The organism is Agromyces cucurbitae, from assembly GCF_058349945.1.
This window is the reverse complement of record NZ_JBYRES010000003.1, coordinates 1-17,936: the sequence shown is the minus strand read 5'-3', so window position 1 is coordinate 17,936 and position 17,936 is coordinate 1. Positions and strand designations below refer to the sequence as shown.

Sequence of the window (17,936 nt, the reverse complement as noted above, 5' to 3'; positions counted from 1 at the left end):
ACAACGGTAGCAAGTCCGCGGGCCGGACGCCTGCTCCTGTGGAGAATGCGACCGGCCCGCGAGCCTCGGCGACCGGGCTCAGCGCCCGGTGCGCTCGGCGTCGTCGGTGAAGTGCGGCACTTCCTCCATCAGGGTGTGGCCGCGGCGCTTCGCGTCGACGCGGGCCTTCACGAGGCTCGCGACCGTCGCCACGAGCATCGCGAGCACGATGACGCCGAGCGACATCCAGGTCGAGATCTCGGGCGCCCATTCGATCGGCTCGCCGCCGTTGAGGAACGGCAGCTCGTTCACGTGCATCGCGTGGAAGACGAGCTTCACGCCGATGAACGCGAGGATGAACGCGATGCCGTACTTGAGGTACTCGAGGCGCTCGAGCAGGCCGCCGAGCATGAAGTAGAGCTGGCGCAGGCCCATGAGCGCGAAGACGTTCGCGGTGAAGACGATGAACGCCGACTGCGTGATGCCGAAGATCGCGGGGATCGAGTCGAGCGCGAACAGCAGGTCGGTCGTGCCGATCGCGATGAACACGATCAGCATGGGCGTGAAGAAGCGCTTGCCGTCGATCGTCGTGCGGAGCTTCACCCCGTCGTACTCGTCGGTGAGGCGGACGCGCTTGCGCAGCATCCGCACGACGAAGGTCTCGGAGTCGTCGTCCTCGTGGTCGCCGCGCACCTGCTGGATCGCCGTCCACACGAGCCAGGCGCCGAAGATGTAGAAGATCCAGCTGAAGTTCTCGATGAGCGAGGCGCCGAGCAGGATGAAGACGCCGCGCAGGACGAGCGCGATGATGATGCCCACCATGAGCACCTCCTGCTGCAGCTTCCGCGGCACCGAGAACCTCGCCATGATGATGACGAACACGAAGAGGTTGTCGATCGAGAGGCTGTACTCGGTCAGCCAGCCGGCGAGGAACTGCCCGGCGAACTCACCGCCCGCGAAGAGGTACATGAGCCCGGCGAAGACGAGCGCGAGCACGACGTAGAAGACGACCCACAGGGTCGACTCCTTCATCGAGGGCACGTGCGGGCGCTTGAGCACGAGCAGCAGGTCGGCGAGGAGGATGAGGGTCAGCACGACGAGCGAGCCGACTTCGAACCAGATGGGGAGTTCGAGCACGTTCAGCCTTTCGGGGATTCAGGGTACGACAGGGCCCGAAAGTCTCTCCCTCGCGGCTGTCGCCGCGCCCACGACCGGAGCGGCTGCATCGGCGCTCGTACTGACGATCGTGGACCGGGGCGCTCGCCCCGCGGGATACTCCCCTTCGCTCAGGCGAGTCTAGCGGACGGGACGCCCACGTAGACTCGAACCCCGCGAACCGAGGAGAGCACTTGAGCGCCCGAACGACGCCCGTCAACCCCGATCCGTACTCCACCACCCCCGGCTCCGCCGTGATCGGCTACGCGATCTTCGCCAGCCGATGGCTGCAGGCTCCCCTGTACCTCGGCCTCATCGTCGCCCAGGCGGTCTACGTGTGGGTGTTCCTCAAGGAGCTCTGGCACCTCGTCGACGGCGTGTTCATCGACCAGAGCCACGTGCTGGACGAGGCCGACGTCATGCTCATCGTGCTCGGCCTCATCGACGTCGTCATGATCGCGAACCTGCTCATCATGGTGATCATCGGCGGCTACGAGACGTTCGTCTCCCGCATCCGGGTCGACGGCCACCCCGACCAGCCCGAGTGGCTCTCGCACGTCAACGCGAACGTGCTCAAGGTGAAGCTCGCGATGGCCATCATCGGCATCTCGTCGATCCACCTGCTGAAGACCTTCATCGAGGTCGGCGACCTCGGCAGCCCCGACGCCGAGAGCACGACCGGCGACACGTACACGGGCGAGGGCGTCATGTGGCAGGTGCTCATCCACCTGACGTTCATCCTCTCGGCGGTCGCGCTCGCCTGGATCGACCGCATGTCGTACCACAAGGTCACCGCCGGCGAGACGCACGACGGCGTCGCCGTGCCGAACCCGCCGGCCCCCGTGGACGGCGGCGCAGCGCGCGCGGCCGACGGCTCCTCACCCGACCAGCGGCTCGAGCCCGTGCGCTGACGCGCCCGGACCCGGCCGTACGACGCGGATGCCTCGGAGCGCACACGCTCCGAGGCATCCGCCGTCTCCGGGGCCGGCGCGATGGCGGCCCCGGAAACGACGAACGCCCCCGCTTTCGCGAGGGCGTTCTGTCGTGTTGCCGATCGTGACCCCAGCGGGATTTGAACCCGCGCTACCGCCGTGAGAGGGCGGCGTCCTAGGCCGCTAAACGATGGGGCCGTTGTGCAGAGGAGATCCTTTCGGCTTCTCGCTCCGTTTCCGGCAACTCGAAGAGTATGACACACGTTTCGGGCGGTTTCCAAATCGAGGCGCGCGAGGGTCGCGACGGGCTTGCGGGGGCGCTCCGCACGGGTGTTGGCTCGAGGCATGCGCCTCACCAAACTCGAACACGCCGCCCTCGTCATCGAGGACTCGGGCGACAAGCTCTACATCGATCCGGGCGTGTTCACGACGCCCGTCACGGAGTCGGCGGGCGCGGTCGCCGTCGTCATCACCCACGAGCACGACGACCACTGGTCGCCCGACCAGCTCGATCGCATCATCGACCAGAATCCCGAGGTGCGGATCTTCGGCCCCGCCGGTGTCGCGGCCACGGCCGAGCAGTACCCCGTCGAGGTCGTCGACGCGGGCGACGAGGTCGAGGTCGGTCCGTTCCGGCTGCGGTTCTTCGGCGGCGAGCACGCCCTCATCCACCGTTCGATCCCGATCATCGACAACGTCGGCGTGCTCGTGAACGACGCGCTCTACTACGCCGGCGACTCGTTCGCCGTACCCGAGGGGGTCGCGGTCGACGTGCTCGCCGCACCGGCGGGGGCGCCGTGGATGAAGCTCGCCGACTCGATGGACTACGTCGAGGCGGTCGCACCGCGCCGCGCCTTCCCGACCCACGAGATGCTGCTCTCGCGAGCGGGCAAGGCGCTCGCGAACACCCGCCTGACCTGGGCGGTCGAACAGCACGGCGGCGAGTTCCTGCCGCTCGAGCCGGGCGACACGCTCGACTTCTGAGCGGCGGCCGCCGCACGCGGCTCAGTCGTCCTCGTCGTCGTCGGGTTCGTCGGTACTGCCCGAGCCGTCCTCGTCGCCGACGCCCGGGGGCGGCTCGATGACGGGCCCCGGTCCAGCCTCGGTGAAGACGCCTCCGCCGTACTTCGCGGCCGCGACCGACATCACCATCGGCCACATGCGATGGCGCGCCTCCGCCGCACGACCCGAGTCGAACCAGATGCCGCGCTGGTTGGCGTCGCCGTTCACGCTCACGACGGCCGCGACCGTCGCCACCTTCGTGCTCGCACCCGCCATCCACGTGTCCTTCGCACCGTCGGTCGTGCCGGTCTTGCCGATCATGGGCACGTGCGGCACGGTGTTGTTGTTCGACTCCCGCGCAGTGCCGTCGGTCATGACCCGCGAGAGCGCGTAGTGCATTCCGGCCGCCACCTCCGGGGCCACCGCCTGCGTGCACGTGCTCTTCGGCGGCGTCAGGTCCTTGCCGTCGCGGCCGACGATGCGATCGATCGCGATCGGGGTGCACGTGACGCCGTTGTTCGCGATGCCCGCGAACGCGACGGCGAGGCTGAGCGGTGCGATCTCGTTCGTGCCGATGACCGTCGACGGGCTCTCCTGCAGCGGGGTGCCGTCGGCCCGGTGCATCCCGAACGCCTCGGCGGCCTTGCGGATGCCGCAGAGGTCGAGCTCCTTCGCCATGCCGAGGTAGCCCGTGTTGATCGAATTGATCGTCGACTGCAGGGCGGTGTAGCCGCCGCCCGACTCGTTGTCGTCGTTCTTCGGGTTCCAGTTCTCGCCCGAGACGTCGTAGTCGCCGAGGCAGCTGTCGCGGAACACGCCCCAGTTCGACCGGGGGCGGGAGTCGACGCGCTCCGAGAGTCCGTGCCCCTCCTGCAGCCAGCGCGCGAGGGTGAAGACCTTGTACGTCGACCCTGGCTGGAAGCCGCTCGAGCCGCCCTGCGCGTAGTCGGTGTTGTAGTTGATGCTCGTGTACTGGGGTCCCGAGGCGAGCACCTCCGGATCCTGGCTGTACCGCTTGTTCTGCGCCATCGCGAGCACGCGGCCCGTGCCGACCTCGACGCTCACGACCACGCCGCCGAGATCCCAGCCGGGGTAGGTCATCGGCACGTTCTCGGCGATCGCCCGCACCGCGGCCGCCTGGACGTCGACGTCGAGCGTCGTGTAGATGTCGTAGCCGCCCCGGCGGAAGTTCATCATGCGGGTGTCGGCGTCGTCGCCGAACGTCGGATCGGTCTGCAGGATGTTCTTGACGTAGTCGCAGAAGTAGGCGCCCGTCTTGGCGGTCTGGCAGCCCGTGCTCGGCTCGGTGATCTTCGGCTCGACGGGCGTCGCGATCGCCTCGTCGTAGCGGTCGCGGGTGATCTTGCCCAGGTGCAGCATCCGCTTCAGGATGTAGTCGCGCCGCGTGTGGTTCGCGGCGTAGCCGTTCTCGGCGCCGTTGGTCTCGCTCGACGGCCGATCGAGCCGGAACTTCTCGGGGTTGTTCACGATCGCGACGAGCGAGGCCGCCTGCGGCAGGCTGAGCTGCGACGCCGGGGTGCCGAAGTAGTAGTTCGCGGCGGCCTCGATGCCGTACACGGTGCCGCCGAAGCCGGCGATGTTGAGGTAGCCCAGCAGGATCTCGTCTTTGCTGTAGCGCTTCTCGACGCCGATCGCGAGGCGCATCTCCTTCACCTTGCGGTCGATCGTCGTCTCGGTGACGGTGTCGTAGCAACCGTCGCGCGCCGCCTCGTCGAGCTCGAGCTCGCACTGCTGCACCCTGACGTTCTTCACGTACTGCTGCGCGATCGACGAGCCGCCCTGCGTCTCGCGTCCGCTCGCCGTCGTGACGGCCGCACGCAGGGTGCCCTGCAGGTCGATGCCGCCGTGATCGTAGAACCGCGGATCCTCGCTCGCGATCGTCGCGTCCTTGACGTCCTGGTCGATCGCGTCCCACCCGACCTCGACCCGGTTCTGGTCGTAGAAGGAGGCCATGAGGCTCGGCCGCCCGTCGGCGCGCACGACGTAGATGTTGCTCTTCTCGCTCAGCTCGCCGATCTGCAGGTAGCTCGGCAGGCTGTCGAACATGCCGATCGTGCCGCTCGCGGCCAGGCCGACCATGGCGATCGCGGGCGTGGCCGCGACGACCACGAGCGCAGCGGCGGCGGCACTGGCTGCGACGAGTCCGACGAGCCCGCCGAGGACGCCGGCGGGCGTGCGCGTCTCGGCGAAATCACGGTTGCGCATGTTGCGCGGCTTCGACGACTGCACCCCGACGCACCCCCAAGCAATGCGTTCACCGTGGCGGATGCGAGCGGAACCGATCCGCGCTGTCACTCAATGACACCGCAGCCGGCCGGGCTGGTCAAGCACTGGCCGGCCGCGTGTCGGACGGGGTACGGCGGCGCCTACGAGGCGAGTCGTTCGCGACGCACCGGCCGCCAACCCGGCCGCGGGACGGCGGCCCGCAGGGAGCGGGTGTACGGGTGCACGGGGTTCGCGAGGAGGGCCGCCGTCTCGCCGGCGTCGACCACGAGGCCGTGCTCCATCACGATCATCCGGTCCGAGATCTGGTTGACGACGGCGAGGTCGTGCGAGATGAACAGGTAGCTGATCTCGCGCTGGGCGCGAATGTCGGCGAGGAGGTTCAGGATCTGCGCCTGGATCGACACGTCGAGCGCGGCGACCGCCTCGTCGAGCACGATCACCGCGGGGTCCGCGGCGAGCGCGCGGGCGATCGCGACGCGCTGCCGCTGGCCGCCCGACAGCTGGTGCGGGTACTTCGACGCGAACTGCTCGCCGAGGCCGACGCTCTCGAGGATCTCGAGCGCGGTCGTGCGCGCGGCACCGCGCCGGCCCGAACCGCTCCCCGCGTGCAGGGCGACGCTCGTCTCGATGATGTCGCCGATCCGCTGCCGCCCGTTCAGCGACGAGTACGGGTCCTGGAACACGTACTGCACCTCCCGCGCCCACCGGCGGCGGTCGGCGAGCCGCTTCACTCCCCCGGCGCGCGACTCGCCGCGCACCGAGAGTTCGCCGGCGGTGAGCTTCTCGAGTCCGACGAGCATGCGCGCGACGGTCGTCTTGCCCGACCCCGACTCGCCGACGATGGCGAGGCACTCGTTCGGATGGAGCTCGAACGACACCTCGTCGACGGCGACGATGGGCTCGTCCTTCGTGGGCCCCGGGTACACCTTTCGCAGCCCGCGTGCGACGACGATGGGCTCGGTCCGGTCGGTCATGCTTCCGCCTTCAGGAGTTCGTGGGTCTGACGGTTGTAGCGCAGCACCGGGAGCCGGTCGACGCGCTCCTCGATGCTCGGCCGCGCGCCGAGCAGCTCGACGGTGTACGGGTGGGTCGGCGCGTCGTAGACGTGCGAGCCCTGCTCGACGATCTCGCCGGCGTACATGACCGCGAGCCGGTCGCAGCAGGCGGCCGCGAGCTCGAGGTCGTGCGTGATGAACAGGAGCGCGAGCCCGCGGGCGCGGCGCTGCTCGTCGAGGATGGCCATGACGTCGGACTGCGCGGTCACGTCGAGCGCGGTGGTCGGCTCGTCCGCGAGGATGAGCCGCGGCTCGGCGAGCAGCACGCTCGCGATCATGACGCGCTGCAGCAGCCCGCCCGACAACTCGTGCGGGTACTGGCGCAGCCGGTGCTCGGGGTTGCGCACCCCGACCTCGTCGAGCAGCACGACCGCACGGCGCTCGGCCTCGCGCCGGTCGACCCCGCGCTCCTGCACGAGCGCCTCGGTGAGGAAGTCGCCGACCCGGTGCACCGGGTTCACGTGGGCGCGCGGGTCCTGGAAGATCATGCCGACGTCGCGAGACCGGTACTTGCGCAGCTTCGCGGTGTTCATGCCGAGCACGGATGCGCCGTCGAAGTCGATCTCGCCGGCGACGGCGAACTCGGGGCCGAGCATGCGGGTGATCGCGCGCGTGGTGAGGGACTTGCCCGAGCCCGACTCGCCGACGAGGCCGAGGGCCTCGCCCTCGCCGATCTCGAACGAGACGCCGTCGAGGAGGGTCTGCTCGACGCCCTTGAGCCGGAGCGTCGTGCGAACGCCGTCGAGGCGCAGCAGCGGTGTGGTCATCGAAGGCTCCTTGCACTGGAGGTGAGTCGGTCGCCGATGACGGTGACGCACCAGACGATGAGGACGATGAGCGCACCGGCCGAGATGGCCTCGATCGGGTGGCCGCGCAGCATCGAGTCGAAGCCGCTCTTGACCATGAGGCCGAGGTCGGCGGTCGGCGGCTGGACGCCGAGCCCGAGGAACGAGACGGCCGCGAGGTCGATGACCGCGAACCCGAGCGACGACACCGCCTGCGCGACCACGATCGGCTGCACGTTCGGCAGGACCTGGGTGAAGGTGATCCCCGTGCCCGACTGGCCCTGCAGCCACGCCGCCGAGACGTAGGGCATGTTCCGCTCGCGGAGCGCCGCGCCGCGCACGACACGGGCGACGTACGGGATGTAGGCGATCGAGAGGCCGGCCACGACCGTGCCGAGGCCCGGTCCCCAGATCGCGACCGCGATGAGCCCGAACACGATGCCGGGCACCGCGAACAGCACGTCGAGGAGCCACGTGATGACCGTGTCGGTGCGGCCTCCCCGCCAGGCGGCGAGGAGCGCGAGCAGCACGCCGACGACGGTCGCGATGAGGATCACGAGGCCCGGGCCCGCGAGCGTGATGCGCGCGCCCCAGATCAGCCGCGACAGGATGTCCCGGCCGAGTGCGTCGGTGCCGAGCAGGTGCGCCGGCGACGGTGCGCCGAGCGCCGCCAGCAGGTCGGGGAAGTCGGGATCGTACGGCGCGACGACGGGGGCGAGCGCCGCGGCGACGATGATGACGACGAGGATGGCCGCCGCCGTGCAGCCGAGGGCGCCGAGCCGGTCGCGCGTCGAGGTGACGAGGCCCGATCGGCGTCGCACCCGCGTCACGCGCGCGACGGCGAGGCTCGTGGTGGATGGGGTGGTCATTGCCGGCTCCCGAGCGCGATGCGCGGATCGATGAACGTGTAGAGGAAGTCGACGACCGCGTTCACGACGACGAACGCGACGACGAGGACGAGGATGACCGCCTGGACGACCGCGAAGTCCCGCTGCAGGATCGCGCGGACCAGCAGCGATCCGAGCCCGTCGAGCGCGAACACGTTCTCGACGACGACCGCGCCGGCGATGAGCGTCGCGATCGTGAGCCCGAGCACCGTGACGATCGGCACGAGCGAGTTGCGCAGCACGTGGTGCTGGACGATGTACCTGGGCGTGAGCCCGCGCACCGTCGCCGTCTGCACGTGCTCGCGCCCGCTCTCCTCGAGTACCGCCGCCCGCGTGATGCGGGCGAGGTACGCCGCGCTCGCGACCGACAGCGCGATCGCGGGCAGTGTGAGGTGGTACAGCGTGTCGATCCCGCCGGTTCCCGACCCGAAGGTCGGGAACCAGCCGAGGGTGACCGCGAAGATGCTGATCAGCGCCACACCGACCACGAACGACGGCGTCGAGAGCCCGATCGCGGCGAGCGACGAGGTGAGCTGGTCGCCCCATCCCCGACGCAGTGCCGCGTAGGTTCCGGCGAGCACGCCCACGACCGCGATGATCACGGCGGCCATCGACACGAGCACGAGCGTCGTGGGGACCCGGCCGGAGATCAGGGTCGAGACGTCCTGCCGGTACACGATCGAGTACCCCAGGTCGCCGCGGAGGATGTCGCCGAGCCAGGCCACGTAGCGCACCAGGAACGGGTCGTTCAGGTGGTACTGCTCGGTCACGGCGGCGATCTGCTCCGGCGTTCCGCCGCGCGGCCCGAGGATGAACGCCAGCGGGCTCCCCGGAGCGAGGTACAGCAGCCCGAAGACGAGGAAGGAGGTCACGAGCAGGACGAGTATGAGCCCGCCCACGCGTCGCAACATGTAGGCGCCGACCGACATGGGTTACTCCACGCCGCCGAGCGTCGCCGCCCACGGCGCGTAGAGGTACGCGAACGAGGCGGTCGCACCCGAGATGCGGTCGTTCTGCACGAGGGTCACCGGCTCGTAGGCGAGCGGCAGCCAGGGCAGTTCGTCGGTGATGGTCTGCTGCGCGTCGATCACGTGGTCGGCACGGGCGGCCTCGTCGGTCTCGGCGCGCGCGGCGAAGATCGCCTCGTCGGCGTGGTCCCATCCGGCGTAGTTGTGGCTGTCGGTGCTCGCGAACATCTGGTAGACGTCGGTCGGGTCGGCGAAGCTGCCGTACTGGGTCGTGAAGAAGCCGTCGATGCCCTCGCGCGCGGCCGGGTCGAAGTAGAGGTTGCCGAACTGCTCGACCGGGATCACCTTGGTCTGGATGTCGAGGCCGATGGCCTGGCCGGCGGCCTGGATGACATTCGCGGTCTGCTCGTGCACGGCGGAGCTGCCCTGCACGGCGAGCACGATCGGGGCGACCGTGCCGACCTCGGCGACGAGCTGCTTCGCCTCCTCGATGTCGGGGTCGGCCGAGAACTCGTCGAACGCCTTCGAGAACTTCTCCTCCTCGTAGCCCCAGTACGCGGGGCCGGCGAGGGTGGCGGCGGGGATCCCGGCGCCCTGGAAGACGACCTTCGTGAGCGCCTCGCGATCGATCGCGAGCGAGAGCGCCTGGCGGATGCGGTCGTCGCCGAGGCCGCCGTCGAAGTTCGTCGTCATCATGGTCCAGAACACGAGCGAGTCGCCGAACGTGACGGTCACGTCGTCGCTGTCCGTGAGCTGGCTGAGCCCGGCCGGCGGCAGGTAGAAGTACTGGCCGTCGACCTCACCGGTGCGCAGCGCGTTGACCGCGGTCGACTCGTCGGCGATGAAGCTGAAGCTGAGGCTCGAGGCGAGCGGGGCCCCGCCGTCCCAGTAGCCGGGGTTCGCCGCGAGGTCGATGCTCTTGCCCGAGTTCCACGCCTCGAGCGAGAACGGGCCGGTGCACTGCAGCCCGCCGTCGGGCGTGCCGAACGCCTCGCCCTGCGCCTCGGCCGCGGCCTTCTGCACGATCGCGCCGGCGGCGGTCGCCATGGCCTGGGTGAACAGCACGTCGGGCTGGGTGAGCTTCACGGTCACCTCGTTCGGGCCCGTCGCCTCGACCGACTCGACGTTCTGGAAGTAGCTCGAGAAGTAGCTCGTCGCGGTCTCGCCGACCTGGCGGTCGAGCGAGTACACGACGTCGTCGACCGTCAGCGGGGTGCCGTCCCAGAAGGTGACGCCGTCGCGGATCGTGTACACGACGGTCGTGTCGTCGGGCTGCGTGACGCCCGAGGCGAGGCCCGGTTCGACCGAGAAGTCGGGCTTCATGCGCAGCAGGCTCTCGCAGAGGTTCGCGGTGACCGTGTTCTCGGCGTAGTTGTAGCCGAACTGCGGGTCGAGCGACATCGGCTCGTACGGGAGGTTCCACTTCAGGTCGTCGACCGGCGCGGTGCCGGCCTCGGTGGTGGTGGCGAGGTTGTCGAGGTCGACGCTGAGCGTCGCCTCGTCGCTCTCGGTCGACTGCGCGGTGCAGCCGGCCAGGGTGAGGCTCGCGGCCGCCAGGGCGGCGGCCGTGAGGGTGATACGGCGTCGGAACACGGGGGAACTCCTTTGTCGTCGTGTCGGATTGCGGGTGGTGCGGATGGTGCGTCGGGTGGGCTGGGAGGTGGTGGAGCGGTGCCCGGCCGGCTCAGGGCCGGTCGAGCCGGCGCCCGTCGCGGAACACCGCGGCGGGGCCCGGGCGGTCGACCACGATCTGCGCGATCGACTCGCCGGAGAATTCGAGACGGGTCGGATGCTCCGGTCCGGAGTATCCGGCGAGGTCGGGCAGGCCGATCAGGCTCGCCCCCTCGGTCGAGCAGATGCGGTAGCACCGCTCGAGCTCTGCGTCGGTCATGGCGCCCGTGCGGTAGGCCAGCAGGTGCGCGCGGTCGACCATGCTGCCCGAGCCGAACGGCGTCCACGAGTCGCGGACCCCGTCGCTGCCGGCGACGAGCCGCACGCCGTGGCGCTCGAGCAGGTCGAGGTCGGGCACGGGGTCGTCGCCGAGGGCGCAGTTCGCGATCCACACGCCGGCCTCGGCGACGGCGTCGAGCGTCGCACCGAGCGTCGGCAGCGCGTCGTCGCCGAGGGCGAACGCGTGGCTCACGGTGACGCGGCCCTGCATGCCGGCCGCGCGGGCACGCCTCGCGATCTCGCGGATCTGCGCGAGGCCCGGCTCGCCGCGATCGTGCAGGTGGATGTCGACGTCGCGGCCCGTGCGCTCGGCGAGTCCGAAGACCGCGTCGAGGTGGCCGTCGACGTCGCCTTCGAGCCCCAGCGGGTCGATCCCGCCGACGAGGTCGGCTCCCGTCTGGAGCGCCGCGGCCATCGCGTCGATCGTGCCGGGGTTCGTCAGCAGTCCGAACTGCGGGAAGGCGACGATCTGCACGGTCAGCCAGGGGGCGAGGCGCTCGGCCGCGGCGCGCACGCCCTCGACGTTCATGGTGCCGAGTTCGCTCGAGACGTCGACGTGGGCGCGCATCGCGAGGGTGCCCTGCTCGACCGCGGTCGAGAGGAGGGCGTGGGCCCGCTCCTCGACGCTGCGGGTGTACGAGCGCTGCGTCGCGAGGTCGTTCGCGATGAACTCGGGCAGCGAGGCGGCACGGCGGCGCGACATCCACGGACCGCCCCAGCTCGACTTGTCGGGGTGGATGTGGGCGTCGACGAGCGCCGGGGCGGCGACGATGCCCGTCGCCGTGCGGTGGACGTCGACGGCTTCGGCCGTCGTCGCGGTCGCGTCGGTCATGCGAACGAACTCCTTTGTCCGTGGGGCGGACGGAAGCTTCCGAGCCGCGTGGGATTTGTAAGATGTATGATAACCATACATTCCCCCGGAAGCGGAAGATCGAGAGAATGGAAATCGTGAAACCCATCCAGCGAAGGTCCATCGTCGACTCGGTCGTCGATCGCCTGCAGTCCGAGATCGCGACCGGGGCATGGCCCGTCGGCACCCGCATCCCGACCGAGGCCGAGCTCACCGAGACCTTCGGCGTGAGCCGCCCCTCGGTGCGCGAGGCGGTGCGTTCGGTCGCACAGCTGGGCCTGCTCGAGACGCGGCAGGGCGACGGCACGTACGTCATCGCGAGCGACGCCACCGAGGTGGCGCTGCGCCGCGCGCTCGGCGACGCCGACGCTCGCGAGGTGCTCGCCGTGCGTCGCGCCCTCGACGTGCTCGCCGCGGCCGAAGCGGCGACGCACCGCGACGACGACGACATCGCGGCCCTGCGCGAAGAGCTCGTGCTCCGTCGCACGGCGATCGACCGCAACGACGTCGATGCGTTCGCCGACCACGACGTCGCCTTCCACGTCGGCGTCGCCGCGGCTTCGCACAATCGCCTGCTCGTCGGCATCTACGCGAGCTTCGACGCCTCGCTGCGGCATTCGGTCGCGCAGAACTCGTGCCTGTCGAACAACGCCGACCCGAGCGCGGTCGACCTGCACGAGCAGCTGCTCCGCGCGATCGAGGCCGCCGACGCCGAGGCGGCGACGGCCGCGGCGCTCGGCGTGCTCGACCAGACCGAGCGCTCGCTCGATGGCTGACGTCCGACGCGTACCGCTCGTCGCCGTCGCCCTGCTCGTCGTCACGGGCACGCTCGCGGGCTGCGCAGCAGGTTCCGCCCCGCCCGCGCCGGTGACCGCATCGTCCACGCCGCGCGCCACTGCCCCGACCGCAGAGGAGACCGCAGTGCCCACCCCCGAGATGACCGTCGACGAGGCGACCGCCCTCGTCGTCTCCGCGACCGCCGCGCGCGACCTCGCGGGCGTCGAGCGCGCGATCGCGAACGGCGCCGACGTCGACGCGCGTGACGGCGAGGGTCGCCCCGTGCTCGTCACCGCGACGCGCGCGAACGACGTCGCGGTGGCGCGCGCGCTCCTCGAGGCGGGCGCCGACCCGAACGCGAAGGACGGGATCGAGGACTCGGCGTTCCTCTACGCGGGCGCCGAGGGGCTGAACGACCTCCTCCGCCTCACGATCGAGCACGGCGCCGACCCGACGAGCACCAATCGCTACGGCGGCACGGCGCTCATCCCGGCGAGCGAGCACGCGCACGTCGAGACGGTGGGCATCCTCCTCGAGGCGGGCGTGCCCGTGAACCACGTCAACAACCTCGCGTGGACGGCGCTGCACGAGGCGATCGTGCTCGGCAACGGCGACGACGCGCACGTCGAGACGGTGCGGCTGCTGCTCGCGGCCGGTGCCGACCCGTCGATCCCCGACGGCGACGGCGTGCTCCCCCGTCGGCTCGCCGAGCTGCGCGGCTACGACGCGATCGTCGCGGAGATCGATTCAGCGGGCTGATCCCGCTCGGCGCGGCTCCTGGGGCGGATGCCTCGTGGCCGGCGCCCGCCTCCCGCGAACCCCCGCCGAACGTGCACTCCTGGCCCCGATTCCGGGCGACGAGTGCACGCTCGACGCAACGCGCCCCGAAGGCGCGCCTCGCCCTGCCCGCGAAAGTGCACTAATGGCCCGATTCCGGGCGACGAGTGCACGCTCGACGAACGAGATGGGCGATCGGCGCGCCCCGCGTCAGCCCCGGGTCGCGCTGCGCGCCGGCGCGGCGGGGGCCTGCGGCATCCGCCTGACCTGACCGAACCGCTCGGCGACGGGCGCGAGCAGGAGGGGCTTCGCGAGCACCCACGCCCCGACCATCACGGCGAGCGACACGGCGAACACCGCGAAGCCGACCCAGTCGTCGCCCTCGCGGGCGGCGTACATGTGGTTGAGGTTGCGCAGCGCGCCGGTCGTCAGCACGAGCACGACGTGCACGGCCGTGAAGAGCAGGAAGAACAGCATCACGGGGTAGTGCAGCGCCCGCGCGAAGCGCTCGGGCGGCGCCTTCGAGAGGGCGCCCCGCATCGGCCAGACCGGCGAGAGGCGGAGCCCCGTGACGATCGCGAGCGGCGACGCGACGAACACGACCGCGAAGTAGGCGAGCACCTGCGCGTCGTTGTACGACACCCACGAGTTCTCGACGGGCCACTCGAGCGACAGGTACTGCAGCACGACCGAGATCGAGTTCGGCACGACCTCCCAGCTGGTCGGCACGATGCGCACCCACTGCCCGGTCGCGAAGAGCAGCACGATGTAGACGAGGCCGTTGAGCACCCAGAACGCATCGACGACGAGGTGCAGCCAGACCGAGATGCCCATCCGGCGGGGCGCGCCGTCGGTGCGCGGCCAGCGGGTGTTGTCACGGGTCCAGAACGCGGGCGGGCGGGCCTTCGACCGGATGATGAGCCCGGTGCGAACGAGCATCACGAGGAAGAACGCGTTGAAGAAGTGCTGCCACGCGAGCCAGGCCGGGATGCCGACCGGCGCCCCCTCGGGCAGCGGGCTGTGCCCCGGGTACTCGGCGATGAAGTCCTGCACGCCCGGGAGCGTGCGCAGGGCGCGGGCGACGAGCACGGCGACGACGAAGAGGACGACGGCGCCCCCGGCGTACAGGAGCGCGCGCTTCACGGACAGGCCCCGTGACCCGGAGCGCGAGGATGAGGGCACGCCTCTCAGCGTGACAAAGGCCCGCGGGCCGCGCAACTTCGCGCCGTCACGTGACGTTCGACGGCACGGATTCGGCCGATGACGGCGATGAATGCCCGCCCGGGCGGCCTCAGGACGCCAGAGTGAGGACATGTTCGAAGCCGATGTGCGTGATGTCGCCCAGCAGAGCTCGACCGGGTCGCTGCCGTCGACGGCCGACGTCGACGAGCTCGTCGCGACCGCGCACGCCCGGTACGCGCGACTCGACGAGGGCGTCGTCGCCGACTACATCCCGATCCTCGCCGAGGCCGACCCGGCGTGGTTCGGGCTCGCCGTCGTCGGCGCGAACGGCAGCGAGCACCTCGCGGGCGACGTCGAGGTCGCGTTCTCGATCCAGTCGATCTCGAAGGCGTTCGTGTTCGCGCTCGTCTGCGACCTGATCGGACACGAGGCGATCCACGAGGTGATCGGGGTGAACAACACGGGCCTCGCCTTCAATTCGGTCGTCGCGATCGAGCTCAACGGCGGCAGCCCGATGAACCCCATGGTGAACGCGGGAGCGATCGCGACGACCGCACTCGTGCCCGCCGGCCACGCCGACGAGCGCTGGCAGCTCGTGCGCGACGGGCTCAGCCGCTTCGCCGGCCGGCCGCTCGCGCTCGACGGCGAGGTCTACCGGTCGGAGTCATTCACGAACCACCGCAACCAGTCGATCGCCCGGCTGCTGCAGAGCTACGACCGACTCGCGATCGACCCCGCGGAGGCGGTCGACGTCTACACCCGGCAATGCTCGCTCGCCGTGACCGCCCGCGATCTCGCCGTCATGGGGGCGACGCTCGCCGACGGCGGCGTCAACCCGATCACGGGCGAACGGGTCGTCTCGGCCGGGACGGCGCGCGACACCCTCGCCCTGCTCGCATCGTGCGGCATGTACGAGCGTTCGGGCGAGTGGCTCTTCGAGATCGGCCTGCCGGCCAAGTCGGGCGTCGCGGGCGGCATCGTCGCCGTCGCACCCGGCAAGGGCGCGGTCGGCGCGTTCTCGCCACGGCTCGACCCGGCGGGCAACAGCGTGCGCGGCCAGCGCGCCTGCGCCTTCCTGTCGCGCGCACTCGGCCTCAACCTATTCGCCTCGGATCCGCGACCCTCGGTCGCGCTGCCCGTCTCAACCGACGAAGGAGCCCCGCGATGACCAGCTCTGCACACCCCACCGGCGCGCCCGAGATGAATACGAACGGGGCGGATGCCTCGGGGCCGGCGCCGCACGCGGGCGAGCGCCGCTCGTGGGCGCCGATGGTCGGGCTCTTCCTCGCCCAGGTGCTCATGTCGTTCAACGTCGCCGCGCTCCCGATCTCACTCGGCGGCATGGTCGAGGACTTCGGAGTGCCGCCGACCGTCGCGTCGACGACGATCGTCGTCTACGGCCTCGCCGTCGCCGCGCTCGTCATGACGGGTGCGAAGCTCGGCCAGCGCGTCGGCTGGGTGCTCATCTTCCGCATCGTCGTGGCGGTGTTCGCCGTCTCGTCGATCATGATGATCCTGTCGACGTCGATCGGCTGGGCCATCGCAGGACAGGTGCTCGCCGGAGCATCCGCCGCCATCATCGTGCCCGCGCTCGTCGCCCTCATCGCCGAGAACTACCGCGGCGACCAGCAGGCGACGGCGGTCGGTTCGCTCGGTTCGGCACGGGCGTTCTCGGGCATCAGCGCGTTCCTCATCGGCGGCACGCTCGGCACGCTCGTCGGGTGGCGCCCCGTCTTCTTCATCACGCTCGGGCTGGCGATCGCCGTCTTCGCGCTGAGCTTCCGGTTGCGCGGCGACCGGGGCGACAAGGGCATCCGCATCGACCTCGTCGCGTCGGCGCTCATCGGCGCGGCGATCGTGCTGCTCACGCTCGGCTTCAACAACCTCAACTCGTGGGGCATCCTGCTCGCCGGGCCGGGGGCGCCGTTCTCGGTGCTCGGCCTCTCCCCCGCGCCCGTCTTCGTCGTCGTCGGCCTCATCCTCGGCCAGGGGTTCTTCATGTGGACCAAACGCCGGATGCGACTGGGCCGGGTGCCGCTCGTCGATCTCAGCGTGCTCTCCGAACCGACCGAGCGGGCCGCGGTCTACGCGATGTTCATCATCGTGGCGATGGAGGCCGCGGTGAACTTCACCGTGCCGACGTACATCCAGGTCGTGCAGGGCCGCACCCCGTTCGACACGTCGCTCGCGATGATGCCGTTCAACCTCACGGTGTTCGTCACCGCGACGCTCATCGTGCGCTTCTACCGTCGCCACAGCCCGCGCACGATCGCCCTGTTCGCGTTCGGGCTCACGACGGCGGCGCTCGTCTGGCTCGCGTTCGTCGTGACGAACAACTGGGAGACGGTGCCCACGATCGCAGGCCTCATCGTGTTCGGCATCGGCCAGGGCGCGCTCGTGACGCTCGTGTTCAACGTGCTCGTGACCGCGGCGCCGAAGGAGCTCGCGGGCGACGTCGGCTCCATCCGCGGCACGACGCAGAACCTCGCGAGCGCGGTGGGCACCGCGCTCATGGGGGCGCTCCTCGTCACGATGCTCACGCTCAACTTCACGCAGGCGGCGGTCGAGCACCCCGAGATCCCCGACGAGCTGAAGGCCGAGGTCGGGCTCAGCCAGGTGAACTTCGTCAGCAACGACGACCTGCGCGCGACGTTCGAGGAGACGAGCGCGACGCCCGAGCAGGTCGACGCGGCCGTCGCCATCAACGAGGAGGAGCGGCTCAACACCCTGCGCCTCGGGTTCCTCGTGCTCGCGGGCCTCAGCGCGCTCGCGGCGCTGCCCGCCTCGCGCCTGCCGAAGTACAAGCCGGAGGAGATCCCCGACCCGATGGCGGCCGTCGGCGGCGACGACTGACGCCGGGACTCAGAGGCGGGCGGTGTAGTCGATGAGCCAGTGCTTGAGGTCTCGGCCGAGGTCGTCGCGGTCGACGGCGAGCTGGATCACGGCCTTGATGTAGTCGAGCTTGTCGCCCGTGTCGTACCGGCGACCCCGGAACACGACCCCGTACACCCCACCCGTGCCCGCGACGTCCTCCGCCATCGTCATCAACGCGTCGGTCAACTGGATCTCACCACCCTTGCCCGGCGCCGTCTCTGCCAGCACCCCGAACACCTCGGGCTTGAGCACGTACCGGCCGATCACCGCGTAGTTCGACGGCGCGACCTCACGAGCGGGCTTCTCCACCAGGCCCGTGATCCGCACCACATCGGGGTCATCGGTCGCCTCGACCTGCGCCGCCCCGTACAAATGGATCTGATCCGGATCCACCTCCAACAACGCCACGATCGACGCATCCCGCTTCTGCTGCTCGTCCAGCATCCGCGTCAGCAACTCATCACGGGCGTCGATGATGTCATCACCCAGCAGCACCGCGAACGGCTCATCACCCAC

16 protein-coding genes and 1 tRNA gene are annotated in these 17,936 nt (G+C 70.3%); 6 read left to right on the top strand and 11 right to left on the bottom strand.

Going from position 1 to position 17,936, the window contains the following annotated elements:
* Positions 1-78: 78 nt before the first annotated feature.
* Complete coding sequence (locus tag AC3RJ6_RS11355) at positions 79-1,116, bottom strand: TerC family protein (protein ID WP_491427185.1); 1,038 nt, start codon at positions 1,114-1,116, stop codon at positions 79-81.
* 212 nt (positions 1,117-1,328) lie between these two features.
* Between AC3RJ6_RS11355 and AC3RJ6_RS11350 the strand changes: the two genes are divergently transcribed.
* A complete protein-coding gene (locus AC3RJ6_RS11350) occupies positions 1,329-2,045 on the top strand; it encodes a TIGR00645 family protein (protein WP_491427184.1) in 717 nt (238 codons plus the stop codon).
* 146 nt (positions 2,046-2,191) lie between these two features.
* Here AC3RJ6_RS11350 and AC3RJ6_RS11345 read toward each other — a convergent pair.
* A tRNA-Glu gene (locus AC3RJ6_RS11345) sits at positions 2,192-2,264 on the bottom strand.
* Positions 2,265-2,411: 147 nt separating this feature from the next.
* Between AC3RJ6_RS11345 and AC3RJ6_RS11340 the strand changes: the two genes are divergently transcribed.
* Entirely contained in the window at positions 2,412-3,050 is a 639-nt protein-coding gene (locus tag AC3RJ6_RS11340) for an MBL fold metallo-hydrolase (RefSeq protein ID WP_491427183.1), read from the top strand.
* Positions 3,051-3,071: 21 nt separating this feature from the next.
* Here the strand turns inward: AC3RJ6_RS11340 and AC3RJ6_RS11335 are convergent, their stop codons facing one another.
* From AC3RJ6_RS11335 to AC3RJ6_RS11305, 7 genes are all read right to left on the bottom strand, one after another.
* Entirely contained in the window at positions 3,072-5,294 is a 2,223-nt protein-coding gene (locus tag AC3RJ6_RS11335; RefSeq protein ID WP_491427182.1) for a transglycosylase domain-containing protein, read from the bottom strand.
* Positions 5,295-5,455: 161 nt separating this feature from the next.
* On the bottom strand, positions 5,456-6,289 hold the full coding sequence (locus AC3RJ6_RS11330; RefSeq protein ID WP_491427181.1) for an ATP-binding cassette domain-containing protein: 834 nt from the start codon (positions 6,287-6,289) through the stop codon (positions 5,456-5,458).
* Positions 6,286-7,137, bottom strand: coding sequence for an ABC transporter ATP-binding protein (locus tag AC3RJ6_RS11325; RefSeq protein WP_491427180.1), 852 nt, complete (start codon positions 7,135-7,137; stop codon positions 6,286-6,288). The genes AC3RJ6_RS11330 and AC3RJ6_RS11325 overlap by 4 nt, the downstream gene beginning before the upstream one ends.
* Complete coding sequence (locus AC3RJ6_RS11320) at positions 7,134-8,024, bottom strand: ABC transporter permease (RefSeq protein ID WP_491427179.1); 891 nt, start codon at positions 8,022-8,024, stop codon at positions 7,134-7,136. The genes AC3RJ6_RS11325 and AC3RJ6_RS11320 overlap by 4 nt, the downstream gene beginning before the upstream one ends.
* Positions 8,021-8,971 carry an ABC transporter permease gene (locus tag AC3RJ6_RS11315; RefSeq protein ID WP_491427178.1) on the bottom strand — a complete coding sequence of 317 codons (951 nt, stop codon included), beginning with the start codon at positions 8,969-8,971 and terminating at the stop codon, positions 8,021-8,023. Before AC3RJ6_RS11315 ends, AC3RJ6_RS11320 begins: the two co-directional genes overlap by 4 nt.
* A 3-nt stretch (positions 8,972-8,974) precedes the next feature.
* Positions 8,975-10,603, bottom strand: a complete 1,629-nt coding sequence (locus AC3RJ6_RS11310; protein ID WP_491427177.1) for an ABC transporter substrate-binding protein — start codon at positions 10,601-10,603, stop codon at positions 8,975-8,977.
* Between the two features lie 91 nt (positions 10,604-10,694).
* Entirely contained in the window at positions 10,695-11,792 is a 1,098-nt protein-coding gene (locus AC3RJ6_RS11305) for an amidohydrolase family protein (RefSeq protein WP_491427176.1), read from the bottom strand.
* Between the two features lie 116 nt (positions 11,793-11,908).
* On the opposite strand from AC3RJ6_RS11305, the gene AC3RJ6_RS11300 reads away from it, so the two are divergent.
* Complete coding sequence (locus tag AC3RJ6_RS11300) at positions 11,909-12,586, top strand: FadR/GntR family transcriptional regulator (protein WP_491427175.1); 678 nt, start codon at positions 11,909-11,911, stop codon at positions 12,584-12,586.
* Positions 12,579-13,346, top strand: coding sequence for an ankyrin repeat domain-containing protein (locus tag AC3RJ6_RS11295; RefSeq protein ID WP_491427174.1), 768 nt, complete (start codon positions 12,579-12,581; stop codon positions 13,344-13,346). The genes AC3RJ6_RS11300 and AC3RJ6_RS11295 overlap by 8 nt, the downstream gene beginning before the upstream one ends.
* Positions 13,347-13,574: 228 nt before the next feature.
* Here the strand turns inward: AC3RJ6_RS11295 and AC3RJ6_RS11290 are convergent, their stop codons facing one another.
* Positions 13,575-14,507, bottom strand: coding sequence for a cytochrome b/b6 domain-containing protein (locus AC3RJ6_RS11290; RefSeq protein WP_491427173.1), 933 nt, complete (start codon positions 14,505-14,507; stop codon positions 13,575-13,577).
* A gap of 169 nt (positions 14,508-14,676) precedes the next feature.
* Between AC3RJ6_RS11290 and glsA the strand changes: the two genes are divergently transcribed.
* Complete coding sequence (glsA, locus tag AC3RJ6_RS11285; protein WP_491427172.1) at positions 14,677-15,714, top strand: glutaminase A; 1,038 nt, start codon at positions 14,677-14,679, stop codon at positions 15,712-15,714.
* Positions 15,711-17,399 (top strand): MFS transporter, encoded by a 1,689-nt coding sequence (locus tag AC3RJ6_RS11280; protein WP_491427171.1) that lies wholly within the window; start codon positions 15,711-15,713, stop codon positions 17,397-17,399. The genes glsA and AC3RJ6_RS11280 overlap by 4 nt, the downstream gene beginning before the upstream one ends.
* A 9-nt stretch (positions 17,400-17,408) precedes the next feature.
* On the opposite strand, the gene AC3RJ6_RS11275 is transcribed toward AC3RJ6_RS11280, so the two are convergent.
* Positions 17,409-17,936, bottom strand: a 528-nt coding sequence (locus AC3RJ6_RS11275) for a UTP--glucose-1-phosphate uridylyltransferase (protein ID WP_491427170.1), incomplete at its 5' end; no start/stop codon positions are given.

Excerpts from the sequence above, each read along its gene's own strand:
- AC3RJ6_RS11315 (WP_491427178.1), bottom strand. The coding sequence starts at position 8,971 with ATGTCGGTCGGCGCCTACATGTTGCGACGCGTGGGCGGGCTCATACTC.
- glsA (WP_491427172.1), top strand. The coding sequence starts at position 14,677 with ATGTTCGAAGCCGATGTGCGTGATGTCGCCCAGCAGAGCTCGACCGGG.
- AC3RJ6_RS11320 (WP_491427179.1), bottom strand. The coding sequence starts at position 8,024 with ATGACCACCCCATCCACCACGAGCCTCGCCGTCGCGCGCGTGACGCGG.
- AC3RJ6_RS11330 (WP_491427181.1), bottom strand. The coding sequence starts at position 6,289 with ATGACCGACCGGACCGAGCCCATCGTCGTCGCACGCGGGCTGCGAAAG.
- AC3RJ6_RS11335 (WP_491427182.1), bottom strand. The coding sequence starts at position 5,294 with ATGCGCAACCGTGATTTCGCCGAGACGCGCACGCCCGCCGGCGTCCTC.
- AC3RJ6_RS11280 (WP_491427171.1), top strand. The coding sequence starts at position 15,711 with ATGACCAGCTCTGCACACCCCACCGGCGCGCCCGAGATGAATACGAAC.
- AC3RJ6_RS11340 (WP_491427183.1), top strand. The coding sequence starts at position 2,412 with ATGCGCCTCACCAAACTCGAACACGCCGCCCTCGTCATCGAGGACTCG.
- AC3RJ6_RS11295 (WP_491427174.1), top strand. The coding sequence starts at position 12,579 with ATGGCTGACGTCCGACGCGTACCGCTCGTCGCCGTCGCCCTGCTCGTC.
- AC3RJ6_RS11325 (WP_491427180.1), bottom strand. The coding sequence starts at position 7,137 with ATGACCACACCGCTGCTGCGCCTCGACGGCGTTCGCACGACGCTCCGG.
- AC3RJ6_RS11305 (WP_491427176.1), bottom strand. The coding sequence starts at position 11,792 with ATGACCGACGCGACCGCGACGACGGCCGAAGCCGTCGACGTCCACCGC.